Origin of the sequence: Bosea sp. 685 (genome assembly GCF_031884435.1) — a bacterium.
Lineage (GTDB): Bacteria > Pseudomonadota > Alphaproteobacteria > Rhizobiales > Beijerinckiaceae > Allobosea.
The window spans coordinates 395,181-412,538 of sequence record NZ_CP134779.1 but is presented as its reverse complement, the minus strand read 5'-3'; the positions used below and the strand labels follow the sequence as shown (position 1 = coordinate 412,538).

Annotated in this window: 17 protein-coding genes; 12 read left to right on the top strand and 5 right to left on the bottom strand. The window is 67.5% G+C overall.

Annotated elements, in window-relative coordinates; genetic code table 11:
* The first annotated feature begins 4 nt into the window (after positions 1-4).
* From RMR04_RS03040 to RMR04_RS03010, 7 genes are all read left to right on the top strand, one after another.
* Positions 5-1,243, top strand: coding sequence for a flagellin N-terminal helical domain-containing protein (locus tag RMR04_RS03040; protein WP_311912907.1), 1,239 nt, complete (start codon positions 5-7; stop codon positions 1,241-1,243).
* A gap of 135 nt (positions 1,244-1,378) precedes the next feature.
* The gene (gene fliF / locus RMR04_RS03035) at positions 1,379-2,989 is read left to right on the top strand and encodes a flagellar basal-body MS-ring/collar protein FliF (protein WP_311912906.1); all 1,611 of its coding nucleotides are present in this window, start codon (positions 1,379-1,381) and stop codon (positions 2,987-2,989) included.
* Positions 2,986-3,681, top strand: a complete 696-nt coding sequence (locus RMR04_RS03030; RefSeq protein WP_311912905.1) for a FliH/SctL family protein — start codon at positions 2,986-2,988, stop codon at positions 3,679-3,681. Before fliF ends, RMR04_RS03030 begins: the two co-directional genes overlap by 4 nt.
* A gap of 2 nt (positions 3,682-3,683) precedes the next feature.
* Positions 3,684-4,997 (top strand): MotB family protein, encoded by a 1,314-nt coding sequence (locus RMR04_RS03025; RefSeq protein ID WP_311912904.1) that lies wholly within the window; start codon positions 3,684-3,686, stop codon positions 4,995-4,997.
* Positions 4,994-6,196, top strand: a complete 1,203-nt coding sequence (locus RMR04_RS03020; protein WP_311912903.1) for a chemotaxis protein MotC — start codon at positions 4,994-4,996, stop codon at positions 6,194-6,196. Before RMR04_RS03025 ends, RMR04_RS03020 begins: the two co-directional genes overlap by 4 nt.
* The gene (locus RMR04_RS03015) at positions 6,193-7,410 is read left to right on the top strand and encodes a flagellar hook-length control protein FliK (RefSeq protein ID WP_311912902.1); all 1,218 of its coding nucleotides are present in this window, start codon (positions 6,193-6,195) and stop codon (positions 7,408-7,410) included. Before RMR04_RS03020 ends, RMR04_RS03015 begins: the two co-directional genes overlap by 4 nt.
* The gene (locus RMR04_RS03010; RefSeq protein WP_410492312.1) at positions 7,370-7,936 is read left to right on the top strand and encodes a transglycosylase SLT domain-containing protein; all 567 of its coding nucleotides are present in this window, start codon (positions 7,370-7,372) and stop codon (positions 7,934-7,936) included. The genes RMR04_RS03015 and RMR04_RS03010 overlap by 41 nt, the downstream gene beginning before the upstream one ends.
* Positions 7,937-7,962: 26 nt before the next feature.
* Here RMR04_RS03010 and RMR04_RS03005 read toward each other — a convergent pair whose 3' ends face one another.
* Entirely contained in the window at positions 7,963-9,165 is a 1,203-nt protein-coding gene (locus RMR04_RS03005) for an MFS transporter (protein ID WP_311912900.1), read from the bottom strand.
* A gap of 241 nt (positions 9,166-9,406) precedes the next feature.
* Between RMR04_RS03005 and hemC the strand changes: the two genes are divergently transcribed.
* On the top strand, positions 9,407-10,351 hold the full coding sequence (gene hemC, locus RMR04_RS03000) for a hydroxymethylbilane synthase (RefSeq protein ID WP_311912899.1): 945 nt from the start codon (positions 9,407-9,409) through the stop codon (positions 10,349-10,351).
* A gap of 86 nt (positions 10,352-10,437) precedes the next feature.
* Here the strand turns inward: hemC and RMR04_RS02995 are convergent, their stop codons facing one another.
* Complete coding sequence (locus RMR04_RS02995; RefSeq protein ID WP_311912898.1) at positions 10,438-10,632, bottom strand: hypothetical protein; 195 nt, start codon at positions 10,630-10,632, stop codon at positions 10,438-10,440.
* Between the two features lie 198 nt (positions 10,633-10,830).
* Here RMR04_RS02995 and RMR04_RS02990 point away from each other — a divergent pair, with 198 nt between their 5' ends.
* From RMR04_RS02990 to RMR04_RS02975, 4 genes are all read left to right on the top strand, one after another.
* Positions 10,831-11,622, top strand: a complete 792-nt coding sequence (locus RMR04_RS02990; protein ID WP_311912897.1) for an MBL fold metallo-hydrolase — start codon at positions 10,831-10,833, stop codon at positions 11,620-11,622.
* Between the two features lie 178 nt (positions 11,623-11,800).
* Complete coding sequence (gene ykgO / locus RMR04_RS02985; RefSeq protein WP_038363015.1) at positions 11,801-11,926, top strand: type B 50S ribosomal protein L36; 126 nt, start codon at positions 11,801-11,803, stop codon at positions 11,924-11,926.
* A 184-nt stretch (positions 11,927-12,110) separates the two neighbouring features.
* Positions 12,111-12,752 (top strand): tetratricopeptide repeat protein, encoded by a 642-nt coding sequence (locus tag RMR04_RS02980; protein ID WP_311912896.1) that lies wholly within the window; start codon positions 12,111-12,113, stop codon positions 12,750-12,752.
* Between the two features lie 167 nt (positions 12,753-12,919).
* The gene (locus RMR04_RS02975) at positions 12,920-13,885 is read left to right on the top strand and encodes an alpha/beta fold hydrolase (protein WP_311912895.1); all 966 of its coding nucleotides are present in this window, start codon (positions 12,920-12,922) and stop codon (positions 13,883-13,885) included.
* Positions 13,886-14,135: 250 nt separating this feature from the next.
* On the opposite strand, the gene pyk is transcribed toward RMR04_RS02975, so the two are convergent.
* The 3 genes from pyk to RMR04_RS02960 are packed head-to-tail and all read right to left on the bottom strand — an operon-like array spanning position 14,136 to position 17,339.
* Positions 14,136-15,575: a pyruvate kinase gene (gene pyk / locus RMR04_RS02970; protein ID WP_311912894.1), complete on the bottom strand. Its 1,440-nt coding sequence runs from the start codon at positions 15,573-15,575 to the stop codon at positions 14,136-14,138.
* A gap of 14 nt (positions 15,576-15,589) precedes the next feature.
* Entirely contained in the window at positions 15,590-16,033 is a 444-nt protein-coding gene (locus RMR04_RS02965) for a DUF1036 domain-containing protein (protein ID WP_311912893.1), read from the bottom strand.
* A 1-nt stretch (position 16,034) separates the two neighbouring features.
* Positions 16,035-17,339, bottom strand: coding sequence for a glycerate kinase type-2 family protein (locus tag RMR04_RS02960; RefSeq protein WP_311912892.1), 1,305 nt, complete (start codon positions 17,337-17,339; stop codon positions 16,035-16,037).
* Between the last annotated feature and the right edge of the window lie 19 nt (positions 17,340-17,358).

Genomic DNA, 17,358 nt, shown 5'->3' with positions numbered 1-17,358 from the left:
AACCATGACCAGCCTTCTCACGAACTCCTCGGCCATGACCGCGTTGCAGACGCTGACCATGACCAACAAGAACCTCGCCACCACGCAGAACCGCATCGCCACCGGCCAGCGCGTCTCCACCGCTTCGGACAACGCCGCTTACTGGTCGATCGCCACCACCATGCGCTCGGACAACAAGGCTCTCGGCGCCGTCAAGGACGCTCTCGGCCTGGGCGCTGCGACCATCGACACGATGTATACCGGCCTCAACGGCACGGTCGACGTCGTCTCGGAGATCAAGGCCAAGCTCGTCGCCGCCCGCACCCCCGGCGTCGACCGTGACAAGATCCAGAGCGAAATCACCGAACTCCAGAAGCAGCTCAAGAACACCGGCGACTCCGCCGTGTTCAACGGCGAGAACTGGATCTCTGTCGACTCCGCTTCGGCGAGCTACAATTCGACGAAGTCGGTCGTCTCGTCCTTCTCCCGCGCCGGCGGCGTGGTCAAGATCGACACGGTGAGCGTCAACCTCGACGCGATCAAGCTCTACGACAGCAAGGCGGATGCGACCCCGGCCACCAACGTGGTCACCGGCGCCAGCACCGGCACCTTTCTCGCCGCGGCCGGCAACATCACCGTCCAGGTCGGCACCGGCGCCACGCTGAACGTTGCGACGACGGCGACGTCGACGCTGGACAGCATCGCCAAGGACATCATGAAGCTTGGCATCGAGGGGCTGACCGTCGCTGTCGACACGGCGGGCGGGCAGCTGGAGTTCGCCAACCGTAACGCCCAAGGCGTCACGATTGCCCTCACCAGCGGCCTGACGGCGCCCGTCGCGCTGGCCACGGCTCCGGCGACGCAGACCGGCAAGGGCATCCTCGACAAGTCCTACGATGACTATAACGGGACGGCGTGGGAAACCTTCAGCGTCAACGATCTCGACATCTCGAAGCTGACCGACAACTCCGCCGACCTCGCGAAGCTCGAGACCTATATCTCGGCCGTCGACGATGCTCTGGGCAACATTACCGATGCCGCCACCAATCTGGGCGCCATCAAGAACCGCATCGGCCTTCAGCAGGACTTCGTGCAGGCTCTGACCGACTCGCTCGATCGCGGTGTCGGCCAGCTCGTCGACGCGGACATGAATGCCGAATCAACCCGCCTCCAGGCTCTGCAGACACAGCAGCAGCTCGGCATCCAGGCGCTGTCGATCGCCAACTCCGGCAGCCAGAGCATCCTCTCGCTGTTCCGCAACTGACGCCTCCGCACCACGGCTGACACCAACGGGCCACGCTCCTCACGGAGCGTGGCCTTTTTGCTGCGCGACGCAATGCTCGCGCAAGGCTGGCGAGGAATACTTCCGTCATAACCTCCGAAGCTCGAAGGAACGACGATGCCGGGTCGGCAATACGCTGAAGAGATTTGGCTCAACCTCCAGCAGCTCGGGCACAAGCGCCTCGCGGCGCTCGCCGCGATCGGGCTGTTCGTCTTCGGGGCGATCGGCGCCAGCGCCTATTATCTCAGCCGGCCGGAAATGTCGGTCCTGTACAGCGGCCTCCAGCGCGAGGATGTCAACCGCATCGGTGCCGCGCTCCAGGAGGCCGGTGTCGTCTTCGACGTCAACGCCGAAGGCTCACAAATCCTGGTCAAGCCGTCGCAGGCCGGCCAGGCGCGCATGCTGCTCGCCGAGAAGGGCCTGCCCCGCAGCACCAGCGGCGGCTACGAGCTCTTCGACAAGCTCGGTTCGCTCGGACTGACCTCCTTCATGCAGGAGATCACCCGTGTGCGCGCCCTCGAAGGCGAGCTCGCGCGCACGATCCAGCTCATGCGCGGCGTCAAGGCAGCAAGCGTGCATCTCGTCCTGGCCGATAAGGGCTCCTTCCGCCGCGACCAGCAGCCGGCCTCCGCCAGCGTCGTCGTGCGCACCGAGACCTCGGGCGCCGGCAACATCGCGCAGGCCGTGCGCCATCTCGTCGCCTCCGCCGTGCCCGGCCTCACCACCGAGAAGGTGACGGTGCTGAACACCGACGGCACGGTGCTCGCCGCCGGCGGCGAACCCGGCCAGATGCAGGCGGGCAAGCTCGCCGGGCTGCAGCAGACCGTCAATCGCGAGGTCCAGGACAATGTCCGCAAGGCGCTGACCCCCTATCTCGGCCTGGAGAATTTCGAGATCAGCGTCGCAACCGACCTGAATACCGATCGCAAGGAGACCAGCGAGACCGTCTTCAACCCCGATTCCAAGGTCGAGCGCTCGGTCCGCGTGGTGCGCGAGAACGACACCTCGCAGAACGCCGCGACCCAGGAGCCGACCACGGTCGAGCAGAACGTTCCCGAGCGCGCGGTGCGCGCCGATGGCGGCCAGCGCTCCAGCGAGGAGAAGCAGCGCCGCGAGGAGCTGACGAATTACGAGATCTCCTCGAAGAAGACGCAGACGATCAGCGACGGCTACTCGATCGCGAAGATGTCGATCGCGGTGCTGATCAACCGGCCGCGCCTGGTCGAATCGCTCGGGGCTGCGCCCTCGCAGGAGCAGATCGACCAGCGGCTCGACGAGGTCAGGCAGGTCGTCAGCTCGGCTGCCGGCATCAGCGACCAGCGCGGCGACAACATCAAGGTGCTCGCCGTCGACTTCCTGCAAGGCAGCCGCACGCTCGAACCCGCCGCGCCCATCGGCATCGGCGAGGCGCTGCTGCGCCAGTCCGGGACGCTGATCAACGCGGTGACGATCCTGGCCCTGGCGGCGCTGATCATCTGGTTCGGCCTGCGCCCCTCGATCGGTGCCCTGCTGAAGCGGCCCGAGCCCGCGCCGGTCATCGCTTCGGTCACGGCCAGCGACAATCCGGCCCAGATCGCGGGACCCGAGCTCGGCATCAACCTGATCGGCGATCTCACTCAGGCCTCGCAGCGCTCGCCGCTGAAGAAGCTTGAGCAGCTCATCGATTTCGATGAGGCCCAGGCGGCCGCCGTCCTCAAGCAGTGGATCCAGGAAGGAGCGCGCGCGTGAAGCACCTTCCGGCCAGCGATTTCATCCCGAGCTTCGACATCGAGGAGATCAGCCCTCCGGACGTCACAGCCGAGAACGCAGCGTCTGAGAGCGCCGCGGTCGAGCTGCCGCCCTTCCTGCTCAAGCTGCCGCGCGAACCGGCGCCCGATCTCGACCAGATCTTCGAGGATGGTCGCCAGGCCGGCCTCGCCGAGGGCCGCGCCGAGACCGAGAGGCAAATGGCGGCGTTGCGCCAGGAGGCTGCCGAGGCGCTCGCCGGCGAGCGCCGGAGCTGGGCCGACGATGTCGCCATGCGGCTGGAGGCGGAGCTCCCCAAGGCGCTCGACGCGCTCAGTGAGACCCTGTCCGACACGGTCGGCCGCCTGCTGCGCCCGTTCCTGGAAGCCGAATTGAGGGACGCCGCGAGCCGGGCATTGATCGAGCAGATCACGCCGCTGCTCGCCGGAAGCGACGGCTCGCTCATCCGCATCAGCGGTCCAGCCCGCCTCCTGACGACGCTGCGTTCGGTCTTCCCGGAAGGCCGCGCGGTGGAATTCGCCGAGAACGACGCAGTCGAGGTCGCCATCGTGGCACAGGACACCGTCATCGAGACCCGGATCGAGGCCTGGGTCTCCCGGCTGGAGGGCAAGGGGCCCGACCGCCGGCGCCGCCGATCAGACCCTCTCGGCCCAGCAACGAACCGGAACGCGTGAGCATGAGCAAGGACCAGCCGGACATCATCATCGTCCGCCGCTCCGCGGGGAAGATCGTAGATCAGCCCAAGACCGGCGTCTGGAAGATTGCCCATGCCGACTTCATGACGGCAATGATGGCGCTGTTCCTGGTGCTCTGGCTGGTCAATTCGACGAACCGCGAAACACGCTCGCGCGTCGCGCAATATTTCAACCCGATCCGGCTCTCGGATACGACCGCCGACCGCAAGGGCGTGCGCAATCCCCAAGATGCCGACCCCGGCGAAGCTGAGCACGCCATCCGCCATGAAGGCCACGAGGTCGGAGCGGCCGGCTCCGGTTCCGAACGCCGCCCGAGCGTCCCGGCCAGGGATCCAAGGCAGGGCGCGGTGGGTTTCGAGGATCCTTACGCAGTCCTCGCCGAGGTCGCCGCGAGCAAGGCCGAACCCAGGACGGACAAGGCCCTGCCCCAGCCCCTGGCCGCGACCGGTGCGCCCGGCGTGAAGGGCGACGAGGTGCCGCGCGACCCGTTCGACCCGAATTTCTGGCGCCAGGCGCTGCAGGGCGACCCCGCCGTCAAGCCGGACGCCAGAGCGGTCGCGACAGCCTCGCCGGCAACGGCCCTGCCCGCGCCTCAGCCCGTGCCCCAGCCCGTGCCCCAGCCTGTGCTCCAGCCTGTGCTCATGGCCCCGGCACTGAGGCGGACGGAGTCGGAAACCGCCCCGGTTCTCGCCCAAGCGAAGGAGACCGGCGCGGAGCAGCCGGGAGCCGTCGCCACTTCGGGCCCGGCGGCGGCGCCGATGACCCCGCGCAACATCGCCCGGCCGGAGCCGGCCCTGAGCGTGAAGCCCGGGGCCGAGCAGACCCCGGCCGACACGGCCGTCGCCAGAGCAATCGCCGCCGCGATCGCAGGCGGCAAGGAGGACGGCCAGCGCCACGACAGTCCCCAGGTCGATGTCCGCCAGACCGATGAAGGCCTGCTGATCAGCCTGACCGACGATGCCAATTTCGGGATGTTCGCGATCGGCTCGGCCGACCCCCATCAGGAGACGGTCAAGGCCATGCAGCGCATCGCCTCCGTCCTGAACAAGCGCGAGGGCGCGATCATCATTCGCGGCCATACCGATGGGCGGCTCTTCCGCGGCCGGCAGAACGACAATTGGCGGCTCTCGACCGCGCGCGCCCATGCCGCACAGGATCTGCTGATCCAGGGCGGTATCGACGAGGCCCGCATCGAGCATGTCGAGGGCTATGCCAGCCGCAAGCCCCGCGCGACCGATCCCAACGCAGCGGAAAACCGCCGGATCGAGATTCTCGTCAGAGAGAAGCGGGCATGAGCCGCATCGCGCGAGGCCTCTGGATCGCCACGGCGATCTGCCTTCTGACGTCGCCGGTGCGGGCGCAGGTTGAAGCCGCCCCAGTGGCATCGCCGCAGCCCTATCAGATCGTGCGAACCTTGCAGTCGCTTCAAAACGAGGCGGCCGCCGGCAGCAAGGTCGCGCATGCCGCGCAGGCCAAGCTGCTGCGGGAGGTTGAACAGCCCCTGCTGCAGCAACCTCCCGAGATCTGGGCCGATCCACGCAACACCCGCGCGATCGTGCAATATGTGCTGAGTGGCGGCCAGCCCGCCGTACTGCGCGAATTGCTCGCACGCGGCGAGCCCGTCGGCTTGCCGCAGGGCCTGGCCGAGGGCGCACTTGCCTATGTCACGGGCGACAGCGCCAAGGCGCGCACGCTGCTGCTGCCGCTGGACCCCGCGACTCTCCATGAAACACTCGCCGGCCATCTCGCGCTCATCCAGGCCAGCCTGATCATGCGCAGCGACCAGAAGCGCGCGCTGGAATTGCTCGACCAGGCCCGCCTGCTCGCCCCGGGTTCGCTGGTGGAGGAAGGCGCACTGCGCCGCGCGGTCTTCATCGCGGCCGAGATCAACGAGCTGGATCGCCTGGAAAAAGCGACCGCGCAATATATCCGCCGCTTCGACCGCTCGGTCTATGCCGAGAATTTCCGCCAGAGCTTCGCGACCGGGCTGATCCGCTTCGATATTGGCCGCGATGCCGACAAGTTTCCCCGGCTCGTCGCCACGCTGCAGGCCTTCGACCGCGAGCAGCAGCGCGCCGTCCTGCTGATCATCGCGCGCGACGCCCTGCTCAAGGGCCGCTTCGAACAGGCACGCCGCGCCGCCGACGAAGCCGCCAGGCTGCCGGGCGCCGCCCTCGACACAGCCGCCCGCACCTCGCTCTACGCTGCCGCCGCACGCATCGCGGTCGACCGTGCCGACGGCGCACTCGTCACGCTGAAGACAATCGACCCGTCCCGCTTGCCCCCCGCCGAGGCTGAAATCCTGCAGACGGCCCTGCGTGTCGCCTCGCATATCGTCGATGCGCCGGCCCGCACCACCACGACGCCGGGCACCGAATCCGAGCCCGCCGGCATCGACCCCCGCATGAAACAGCTCGTGACCATGGCGGAGAGAAGCCTGCGTGAATCGCAGGCCCTGCTCGATCCTCCGCCGAAGGCAAGGAAGACGCCATGAGCAGCCTGGAGACGCCAACCCTTCCGCAGGCTCGCAGCGCTGCGAATATGACCGGCAAGGATGCCAAGGCGCGAGGCGGGATCGGCGGGCGCGAGGAGCGGGGTTCCGCCTTTCGCGCCCTGCTCCAGAGCGTCACCGCCAAACCACCGCAGGGAAAGCTTGCCCCCGCCGAGAAGGGCGCTGAGGCAGCCTTCGCGGAACCGGGCGAGGATGGCGCGGCAGCCGGGCCGGACGTAACCGCCGCGGTAGCCACGCCGCCGCAGGCGGAAGCCGCGCCCTCGCCGGATGCGGCGGCGCGGCTGCTGCTGGGCGCCCTGCAAACCCCTGCCCGCGACGCTCAGGAGCCACGCAAGGAGCCGACCAGGCGCGACGCCTCGCTCGCCAGCTTGAGCAGCGCCCTGGCGCAGGCCGGCCGCCAGGCCGGGGCCGACACCGCCAAGGCTGCGGCCCGGCCGCCAGCCGCAGAGCAGGGCCCCGCCATGCCGAGCGACGATGAGCCCGGCCCGGACCTGCCGGGGTCGACGGCCTTGTCGCAGCTCAGTGACCTGATCGACGACAAGGCCGGCGCCGCCGAAGCCGGCAAGGAGGACGGCCAGCCGGCAAAACCGCTCTCCATCAGCATCACGCGCCAGGAGACCTATCTGCCGCCGGTCATGCGGCTGTCGCCGTTCCAGCAAGTGGTCGAGCCGATCAGGCAAGCGGCCGTCGATCTGGCCGCCTCACGCACTGAGACCGTGCCGGAGCTCGGATCGGACAAGCCGAACGAAATCTCCGCGCCCACAAAAATCCTCCATATTGAATTGCGCCCGGTCGAGCTCGGTACCATCACCGTCAAGCTGCGGCTGTCGCAGGGCGGCATGGAGATCAGGCTCGAGGCCAGTCGCGCCGAGACGGCCCAGATGCTCGCCAATGACAAGGATGCGCTGCGCGAGATCGTCAAGGCGAGCGGCTACTCGATCGACGCCGTCTCCGTGGAAACGGTCCATATCGATGCCCCGGCCTCGGACCGCCAGGCCGGACAGGGCAACGCCTCCGATGAGCGCCCGGGCGGGCGCGACGGAGACGGGCGCGGCTTCGATCAATCCCGACAGGGCGAGCACCGGCAGGAACCGCGCCAGCGCGGCTGGGTTGCCGACATCGCCCCCAGCAAGGACGAATCCCATGACCTGGATGATGCCCGCAGCAAGGGCCGCGATCTTTCTCGCTATCTTTAGCCTGGCCTCCTTTAGCCTGGCCTCTCCTGCGCTCGCCCAGACCGTCTGCGAGGAGCACATGATCCGCGTTGCCAAGGCCTACGACATTCCTGTCGGCGTGCTCTATTCGGTCGGCCTCACCGAGAGCGGCCGGCGCAGCTCGCTGCAGCCCTATGCGCTCAACATCCAGGGCCGGCCCTTCTTCGGCGCGACCAAGGAAGAGGCCCTCAGCGCCTTCAATGCCGCCCGCGCCGAGGGCAAGAAACTGATCGATATCGGCTGCATGCAGATCAACCACCATTACCACCGCGACCAGTTCCCCAGCCTCGACGCGATGTTCGAGCCGGGTCTGAATGTCGAATATTCCGCGAAGTTCCTGAAGCGCCTGAAGGCGCGCCATGACAGCTGGACGATGGCGGTCGCCCGCTACCATGCCGGGCCCAACAACAACCCGGCCCAGCAGCGCTATGTCTGCACCGTCATCCGCAACATGGTCGCAACCGGCTTCGGCCAATGGACCGACAAGGCAAGAACCTTCTGCGGATGACGAGAGCCTTCTGCGGGTGGGGCCGGTCAGCGGCGCGCGAAGAGCGCCAGGCCGATGACGCCCATGGCGAAGGTCGCCGCGCCCGACGCCGTGATCATCACGCCGACCCCGAACTGGCCGAACAGGGCGGGAGCGGCGAGATAGCCGATCAGCGAACCGGCGAAGACCGCGCACATCAGCAGGCGATAGACCTGCGAGAGACGCTGCGGCGGAAAATCATGCTGCATGATGTGAAGCAGCGCGAGGTTCTCGAGCGGTCCGTTGATCGCCGCAAAAGCGGCAAACGCCATCAGCCAGGCGCGGTCGGGCGCGAAGGGCAGCAGCATGACGCCGGCACCGAAGATCAATTTCGAGCCAATGAGCCATAGCGCGGGACGCTGCGGCCGCAGGCTCGCCAGAACGAGGTTCGCACCGAGATTACCCAGCCCATAGGCGGTCATCATCAGGCTGTAATCCGTGAGCGGATCAGGGCTCGTCGCGCGTAGATACAAGGCCATGCCGAGCAGGACGCCCATCGACCAGGCGATATTGCCGACCAGATCGGCGATCAGGCCGTAACGCATGACGGCATGTCCGCGCACCGTGCGCATGCCGCCCGACAGCGCATCCGTCACCGCCGCGAAGCCCTTTCCGGTCGAGGCCGGCGGAATCTCGACGCCCTTGAGGCCGCGCCCGACGCCGATAGCCGAGAGCAGGAAGCCCACCGCCGTGATCGTGAAGAACTGCCCGATCGGCACGATGCCGTTGACCAGCGCGATCAGGCTCGGGCCGAGGATGCGCGCCATACGCCGCGTTGCGTCGAAGAGGCCGTTGACCGCATGGCGCAAGCGAGGCTCGGGCGCCAGCACCGGAAGCGTGCCCTGCAGTGCGGGATCATAGGCCGAGGTCACCAGCGCCACGAGCCCGGCGATGATCGCAAGCAGCGGCAGGCTCATCAGGCCGAGCATGCCGGCCACGGACAAGACGACAAGGAGCAGCGCCCGGATGAGGCTGGTTGCGATCATCGTCGTCTTGAAGCGCCAGCGATCGGTCAAGACACCGCCGAACAGGCTGCCCGCGAGCAGCGCTCCGGCCTGCAGCGCCGAGATGTAGCCGGCATCGCGCCCGATCAGCGAGGTCGCGATCCACACCACCGCGACCATGTAGAACTCGGCCCCGGTCGCCGACAGCACCTGGCTGCTCCACAGCAAGGCGATGCGGCGCTCTGCGAGCGGTTTGAAGACGAGCATGGAGTGGCCTTGGCAGCGCGGGGGCGCGACGTTTACACCGCAGCCGGGGCGTCGCCAGTGACGTTTGAAGCAGGCTCTCGCCCGGAAGACGCATGACGCCGAGCCGGCGGCGGCCTGCCGACCCGTCCCAGCCGATCGGAGAGCGGTGGAACGCCGCACTCGTCGCCGCCACCCGCCCCTGATATAGAGCGCCTCAAATCAATGGCCGCGAGCGGGCTTCCAGCCCAGGTGAACCGTCCCCATGCACATCAAGATAGGCACGCGGCGCAGCCCGTTGGCGATGGCGCAAACCAATTACGTCATCGGCCTGATCAAGGCGAAGCACCCCGAGACAGAGTTCTCGCTGCACCCGATCGCGACGATCGCGGACAAGGACCGCGTCTCCGAATTCCACCAGTTCGGCATCATCGGCGTGTTCTCGACCGAACATGAGGAGCAGTTGGTCTCCCGGGAAGTCGACATCGTCGTCCACTCCTTGAAGGATCTGCCGACGACGCTGCGCGAGGGGCTGGTCCTGGCCGCCGTGCCCGAGCGGGAGGATGCGCGCGACGTCCTTTGCGGCGCGACGCTGGACAATCTCAAGCCCGGCGCCAAGGTCGGCACCGGCTCCTTGCGCCGGCGCGCCCAGATCATGAGCCTGTGTCCGGATATCGAGGTCGTGCCGATCCGCGGCAATGTCGGCCCTCGGCTCGCCAAGATCGATGGGGAGCATGGCCTCGACGCCGTCATCCTGGCCCAGGCCGGGCTTCAGCGCCTGGGGCTGGCGGGCGCCACGACGGAGCTTCTGGATCCGCGGTTCTTTCCCCATGCCGTCGGCCAGGGCGCGCTCGGTATCGAGGCCAGAGGCGACGACGCCGACGTGCTGACGATCCTGAAGGACATCGAAGACCCGAAGGCCCGCGCCGAGGTCGATTGCGAGCGGGCGATGCTGCATGCCCTGGGGGCAGGCTGCAGCCTGCCTGTCGGCGTCTGCACCAGTTGGAAGGACGGGCGCCTCGTCCTGCACGCCCAGATCACCTCGCTCGACGGGAAAGAGCGCATCGTCGCCACGCAAGAGGATATCGCCGAACGGGCCGTCGAACTCGGGCTCGCCACCGCCGAGACCTTGCGGCTTCGCGGCGGCGTCGCCATCCTCGAATCATCCTATCGAAGCTTCGGCGGCCACTTCAAATTTGTCGGTGCGTGAGAAGCAACGCCCCCGTCCCCACAAAGACGAAAGGCCACCCTTGCGGGTGGCCTTTCTGCCTTCTGCCGATCTTGTGCCGAGCAGGCTCAGCGTGTGGAGCGACGCGTCTCGCGCACCACCGTCGGTGCCGTGACTGCGCCGACCGCTCCGCCTACAACCGCGCCGACAGGGCCGGCGACGACCGCGCCGGTGCCCGCGCCCACGGCCGCGCCGCCAATGCGCTGTTCCGTCTGGTTGCCGCAGGCTCCAAGCGCGAGCGCGGTCACGGCAAGCAGAGTCAAGGTCAGGGTTTTCACAATGATTGTCCCAAAAGAGATCGATGGTTGGAAACGCTGGCGGTGCCCGAAAGTTCCCTTGCTTAGACCATACCGGCGCCATGGTCGCGTCGCGCGCATGCATGTCGGCCCGGCTCCGCGACAGATAACGCCGCCGCGCCACGGAGGCTAGCATCGCAACCTCGCCGCCCCGGAGCGCTCGCCATGCCTCGCTTCCTCTGCCGCCAATGCGGCGCGCGCTTTCCCGATGCCCCGACACCACCCCCCGGCTGCCCGATCTGCCTCGATGAACGGCAATATCTGCGCTGGGGCGGGCAGGACTGGCTGACACCAGACGAGCTCGCTGCCGATCACCAGATCGCCTGCGCGCCGGACCATGGCGTGCTCGGCCTGCGCATCCAGCCCGCCTTCGCCATCGACCAGCGCGCACTGCTTATCGAGGCTGAGGGCGGCAATCTGCTCTGGGACTGCATCGGCTTGGTCACGCAGGCCGCGCTCGATGCGATCCGGGCGCGCGGCAAGGTCATCGGCATCGCGATCTCGCATCCGCATTACTACACCGCGATGGCGGAATGGGCGCAGGCGCTCGACGTGCCGGTGCATCTCCATGCCGACGACCGGGTCTGGGTGACCGAGCCCGATCCCGCGATCCGGCACTGGGACGGCGAGGCGCTGAAGCTTGGCTCCTCGCTCACCCTGCTGCGCTGCGGCGGGCATTTCGCCGGCGCGACCGTGCTGCATCATGCGGCAGGGACAGGCACGCTCTATACCGGCGACGTGCTGCAGGTCACAGCCGACCGCCGCCACGTCAGCGTGCTCTATTCCTATCCGAACATGATTCCGGTCAACGCCGCGACAATCCGCCGGATCGCGGCGATCCTGGAACCCTACGCTTTCGACAAGGTCTATGGCGCCTTCGAGGGCCGGGTCATCGCCAGCGGCGCCAAGGCGGCGCTCGAGCGCTCCTTCGAGCGTTATCTGGCGGCAATCGCCTGAGGTTTTTTGGTGCTTCGAGCCGGCTTCGCCCTTGCGATATCCGGAAAAATCCGTATACAGCCGGCATCGCATCAGCCGCACCATTCGCGTGGTCGATGAGGGCCGGTCTCCGGTTCGCGTCGGAAGGCTTAGTTTTTGACCGGTTTGCCCGCAAAGGCAGATCGACGGAGTTGAGACCATGAAGATCCGCAATTCGCTGAAGTCGCTGCGCGCGCGCCATCGCGACAACCAGCTCGTGCGCCGCAAGGGCCGCGTCTACATCATCAACAAGGTCCAGAAGCGCTTCAAGGCGCGCCAGGGCTGAGATTAGGCGCGCGGCGGCTTCGTCGCGCGGCTCTCACTCCGGTTGGACGGCATGGCGGGGCGCCTTCGGGCGTATCCCGCCTTTTTGCGTTGTGGCCGAGTCTTCGCGTCGGGACCAAGTCGCCTCTCCGTGAATTGACGCACGCAGCCGCTCCATTACACTGCGGTGCATGATCAATTCGCGCATGCTTCCCATCGCTTTCGCGCTGGCGCTGACTGCCGCCGCCCCCTTCTCGGCCGCCCCGCTGCGCGCTCAGGAAAGCCCACCGCCGCGCCCCGGCATCGTCCCGCCCGCCGACAAGGACGATAATCCGGTTGCACCCGCGCCCGCCCTGCCGAGGACACCGGCCGCCACGCTCGACCGCCTGTTCGAGCGCCTCGCGGCCGCCAAATCGCCCGAGGAAGCCAAGGGCATCGCCAATCTGATCCAGCGCCGCTGGGCGCGCTCGGGCTCCGACACCGCCGATCTGCTGATGACGCGCGCCCAGACGGCGCTGCGCGACAAGCAGACCGAACTCGCAATCGAACTGCTCGACCGCGTCATCAGCCTGGAGCCCGACTGGGCCGAGGCCTGGAACCAGCGTGCCAATGCGCTCTTCATCGCCGGCGACCCGATTCGCTCGATGCTCGATATCGGCGAGACCTTGAAGCGCGAACCGCGCCATTATGGTGCGATGATCGGCCTCGGCTCGATCCTGCGGCAGCAGGGCGACGACAAGCACGCCATGGTGGCCTATCGCCGCGCGCTCGCGATCTATCCACAGCTGGAAGCGATCAAGAGCGCGGTCGAATCGCTGGCGAGCGAAGTCGACGGGCGCGACGCCTGAAGCGCCCATTTTGATCCCCAGATCACGTCGCGTTCGGACGGAAGCGTCCGAACGCGACGTGATCGATTCCCGGAAGTTTAGAGCATTGCTGATGCGAAAAACCGGTATCCACTTTTTCGCGCAATGCTCTAGCGAAACCGAAATCGAAGCCCGCGCGTAAGCGAAGCATGCTGATCCGCGCCCTCATCATCCTCAGCCTTCTCGTCGCCGGCGGCCTGATCCTGCGAACCGAATGGCTCGGCGCCGAGGTTGCCCGGCTCTACCCGCCCAAAGGCACTTTCGTCGCTCTCCCCGGCGGCCGGCTGCATTACCGCGAGCTCCAGCCCTCCGGCGAAAGCCATGGTACGGTCGTGCTGGTCCATGGTGCCTCCTCGAACCATGCCGACCTGTTGGCGACGCTGGGACCCGAGCTCGGCCATTACCGCGTCATCGCGCTCGACCGGCCAGGCCATGGCTGGAGCGACAGGCTGGAAGGCGCGGCGATGGCCGATCCCGGACGCCAGGCTACGGCGATCATGCAGGCGCTCGACCAGATCGCGCCCGAGCGCTTCGTCCTGGTGGCGCATTCGCTCGCCGGCGCGCTCTCGACCCGCATCGCGCTCGACCGGCCGGAGCGATTGAAGGGCCTCGTCCTGCTCGGCGGCGTCACCCATCCCTGGCCGGGCGGCATCGCCTGGTATCACCACCTCGCGACATGGCCCTTGATCGGCCCGCTCTTCACCAGGATTGTCGCCTTGCCCGCCGCGAATCTCATGCTGGACGAGGGTGCGAGCAGCGTCTTTGCACCGCGTTCGGTAACGCCGGGCTATCTCGAAACTGGCGAGACCAGATTGCTGCTGCGCCCGGCCGACTTCCAGGCCAATTCACAGGACATCGCCGCGACGCTTGATTTCGTCACGGCGCAGGCCCCGCGCTATCGCGAACTCAAGGTGCCGGTGACGGCGATCACCGGCGATAGCGACGCGATCGTCTCTCCGACGATCCATTCCGTCGCGATCGCGCGCGAGGCACCGCAGGGTCGGCTCATCCTGCTGCCAGGCGTCGGCCACATGCCTCATCACGCCGCGCCGGAGATCGTCGTCGAGGCAATCGACCAGATGGTCGGCCCCAGATCGGGATTGGCGCTGAACTAACGCACCGTGTCATCCCGCACGTGTTGCGGCACGCAGTGCTGCGACGCAGATGCGGGATCGCGCAAATGAGAAGCGCCCAAACTAAAGTGTTTTCGAGCGAAGTGGACACCGGTTCGCGTGAAGAAAACGCGTCAAAATAAGAAGCCAGAGCATTTCCGCGTTTCTCCGAAGCGCGGAAATGCTCTGGATAACGGTCCCGCGTCTGCGCAGCGTCACTGCGTACCGCAACGCGCGCGGGATGACATTGCCCTCACGCCTGCTCGACATGCTCCTTCGCCACGAAGGCGATGCGGACCATATTGGTCGCGCCCGGTGTGCCGAAGGGCACGCCCGCCACCACGATGATGCGGTCGCCGAGCTTGGCGAACTTCTCGCGCACCGCGAATTTGCAGGCGCGCGAGGCCATATCGTCGATGTCGCTGGCATCCTTGGTCACAACCGCATGCACGCCCCAGACGAGAGTGAGGCGGCGCGCCGTGGCGCGGTTCGGGGTCAAGGCGATCACCGTCGAATTCGGCCGCTCGCGCGCGAGCCGCATCGCCGTCGAGCCCGAAGAGGTCCAAGCGCAGACGGCCTTGAGGTTCAGCGTGTCGGCGATCTCATGGGCAGCCTTGGCAATGGCGTCGGCGCCCGTCGCCTCAGGCTCGGCCCGCTGCGATTCCAGGATGGTGCGGTAGACCGCCTCGCTTTCGACTTCCTCGGCGATGCGGTTCATCATCGTCACCGCCTCGACCGGATATTGCCCGGCCGCGCTCTCGGCCGAGAGCATCACCGCGTCGGCCCCCTCGAACACGGCGGTGGCGACGTCGGAGACCTCGGCCCGTGTCGGCACCGGGGCAGTAATCATGCTCTCCAGCATCTGCGTGGCGACGACGACCGGCTTGCCCTTGCGCCGGGCCATGCGGACGATGCGCTTCTGCGTGCCGGGCACCTTCTCCAGCGGCATCTCGACGCCGAGATCGCCGCGCGCCACCATGATCGCATCGGACGCCTCGATGATCTCCTCCAGACGCAGCAGCGCCTGGGGCTTCTCGATCTTGGCGAGCGCCAGCGCCCTGCCCTGCACGATCTTGCGCAGATCGGCCATGTCCTCGGGCCGCTGCACGAAGGAGAGCGCGATCCAGTCGACGCCGGCGGCGGCCGCGGCTTCAGCGTCCGAACGGTCCTTATCCGTCATCGCCGAGACGGGAATCGTCGTATCGGGCAGGCTGACGCCCTTGCGCGAGGACAGGCGGCCGGCGATCGTGACGCGGGTCACGGCCTGGGTCGGCGTCGCCTTCTCGACCACGAGCCGGATCTTGCCGTCGTCGAGGATGAGGTTGTGGCCCGGCTCCAGCGCGGTCAGGATCTCGGGATGGGGCAGGTGGACGCGCTTGAGCGTGCCGGGCGCGGGATCGGAATCGAGCGTGAACTTCGCGCCCTTCTCCAGCATCACGCCGCCATCACCGCCGAACTGGCCGACGCGCAGCTTCGGCCCCTGCAGATCGGCGAGAATCCCGACCGGGCGGCGGAATTTCGCCTCCAGCGAGCGCAGCATCGCGATCTTCTCGGGCAAGGTCTCGCGCTGTGTGTGGCTCATATTGATGCGGAAGACGTCGACGCCCGCTTCGAACAGCTTTGCGCACATCTCCTCGGTCGCGGAGGCAGGCCCCAGCGTGGCGATGATCTTGATCCGGCGTTCCCGCTTCATTCTTCTTCAATCCCTCAGGGGCGTTGCGGCGCATTGCCGGTGGTGTCGGTGAGCTGGATCGTCCAGCTTTTCTGCTCGCCCGTATCGACCTCGAAGAAGCCGGCGCGGTCGAAACCGCGCGCCAGGCAATCCTCGATGCCACGGATCGTGAATTCCTTGTTGCGCGTGCACATGACGGATTTTCCTGTCCACTCGCCGCCCTTGTCGTAATCGACAGCATGCACATAGTAGAAACGCGCCGCCAAGGTGCCGCGCAGCAGCGTCTCGCAGCCGCGTGGGCTGAGATTCCACCAGCCTTCCGTGGTCCAGCCCTGCGCGTCGCGATAGCCGATCGCGACGCCGACGCGGCTGCCGGTGGTGTTGCACATGCGCAGATCGGCGAAGGCGGGCGAAGCCCCCACCATAAGGCCGGCCGCCAGCAGGCATAGTCGCAAGATCGTCGGGCTGATGCGGGTCATTTCAAGGGTCTATCAGGATCACGCGGCAATCATTCACATTGGTCAAGGTCGGCCCCGTCCGCAGCAGATCGCCGAGCGGCTCGAAGAAACCCGTCGAATCGTTGTCGGCGAGCGATTGGGCAGGAACGAGGCCGAGCGCGGCAGCGCGCGTCAAAGTCGTGGGATCGATCACCGCGCCGGCCGGATCGGTCGCCTCGCCGCCGCCGCCATCGGTGCCATCGGTATCGCCCGAGAGCGCGACGATGCCCGGTTCGCCGGCGAGCGCGATGGCAAGCGCCAGTGCGTATTCCTGATTCGGCCCGCCCCGGCCTTGCCCGCGCAGCGTCACCGTCAATTCACCGCCGGACAGGATGGCAGTGCGCTTACCCAGCGCCTTCAATTTGCGCGCAAGCGCCGCATGGGCGGCGGCGACATCGCGCGCCTCGCCTTCGAGATCAGCGCCAAGATCATGCACCGCGTAGCCTGCGGCCTCTGCAGCCTCCCTGGCCGCCACCAGCGCATCGGCCGGGCGGGCGATGATGCGGAATTCGCTGTTGGCGAAGGCGGGATGGCCGGGCTTGGGCGTCTCGCTGGCGTCGTCGTCGAGAAGAGCGCGCGCAGCCGGCGGCAGATCGAGCTTGTAATGGGCGACGATGGCGCGGGCCTGCGCCATCGTGGTCGGGTCGGGCACGGTCGGCCCCGAGGCGATCGCGGTCGGCTCATCGCCGGGCACATCGGAGACCGCAAGCGTCAGCAAACGCGCCGGAGCAGCGGCGAGCGCCAGCTTGCCGCCCTTGATCCGCGAAAGCCGCTTGCGGACGATGTTCATCTCGCCGATCGGCGCGCCCGAGCGCAGCAGCGCCTTGTTCACCGCCTGCTTCTCGGCCAGCGTCAGGCTGCCGGCCGGCGCGACCCAGTTCGCCGAACCGCCGCCTGAGAGCAGTACGAGCACGAGATCATCGGCGGTCGCGGTAGCCGCCAGCGCCAGCGCCTTCGCCGCGCTGTCGAGGCTGCCCTGGTCGGGCACGGGATGGCCGGCCGCGACCATCGGGATGTGGCGGGTCGCCGTCTCATAGCCATGGCGCGCGACGGCATGGCCGGTGAGCCGGTCCTGTGGAAAACCTGAATCGAGATAATGCGCCTCGGCCAGCGCAGTCATGCTGCCTGCCGCCTTGCCGGCGGCGAGCAGGATCAGGCGGCCGGAAGCCGGAGGAGCCGGCAGATGCGCCGGCAGGCAGCCGGCGGGATGGGCGCGCGCGACGGCGGCATCGAAGATCGTACGGGCGGTTGCGCGAGAGCCTGCCGTATCGTCACGTCTCGCCTGCACCACCGCCCACCTTCCGCCC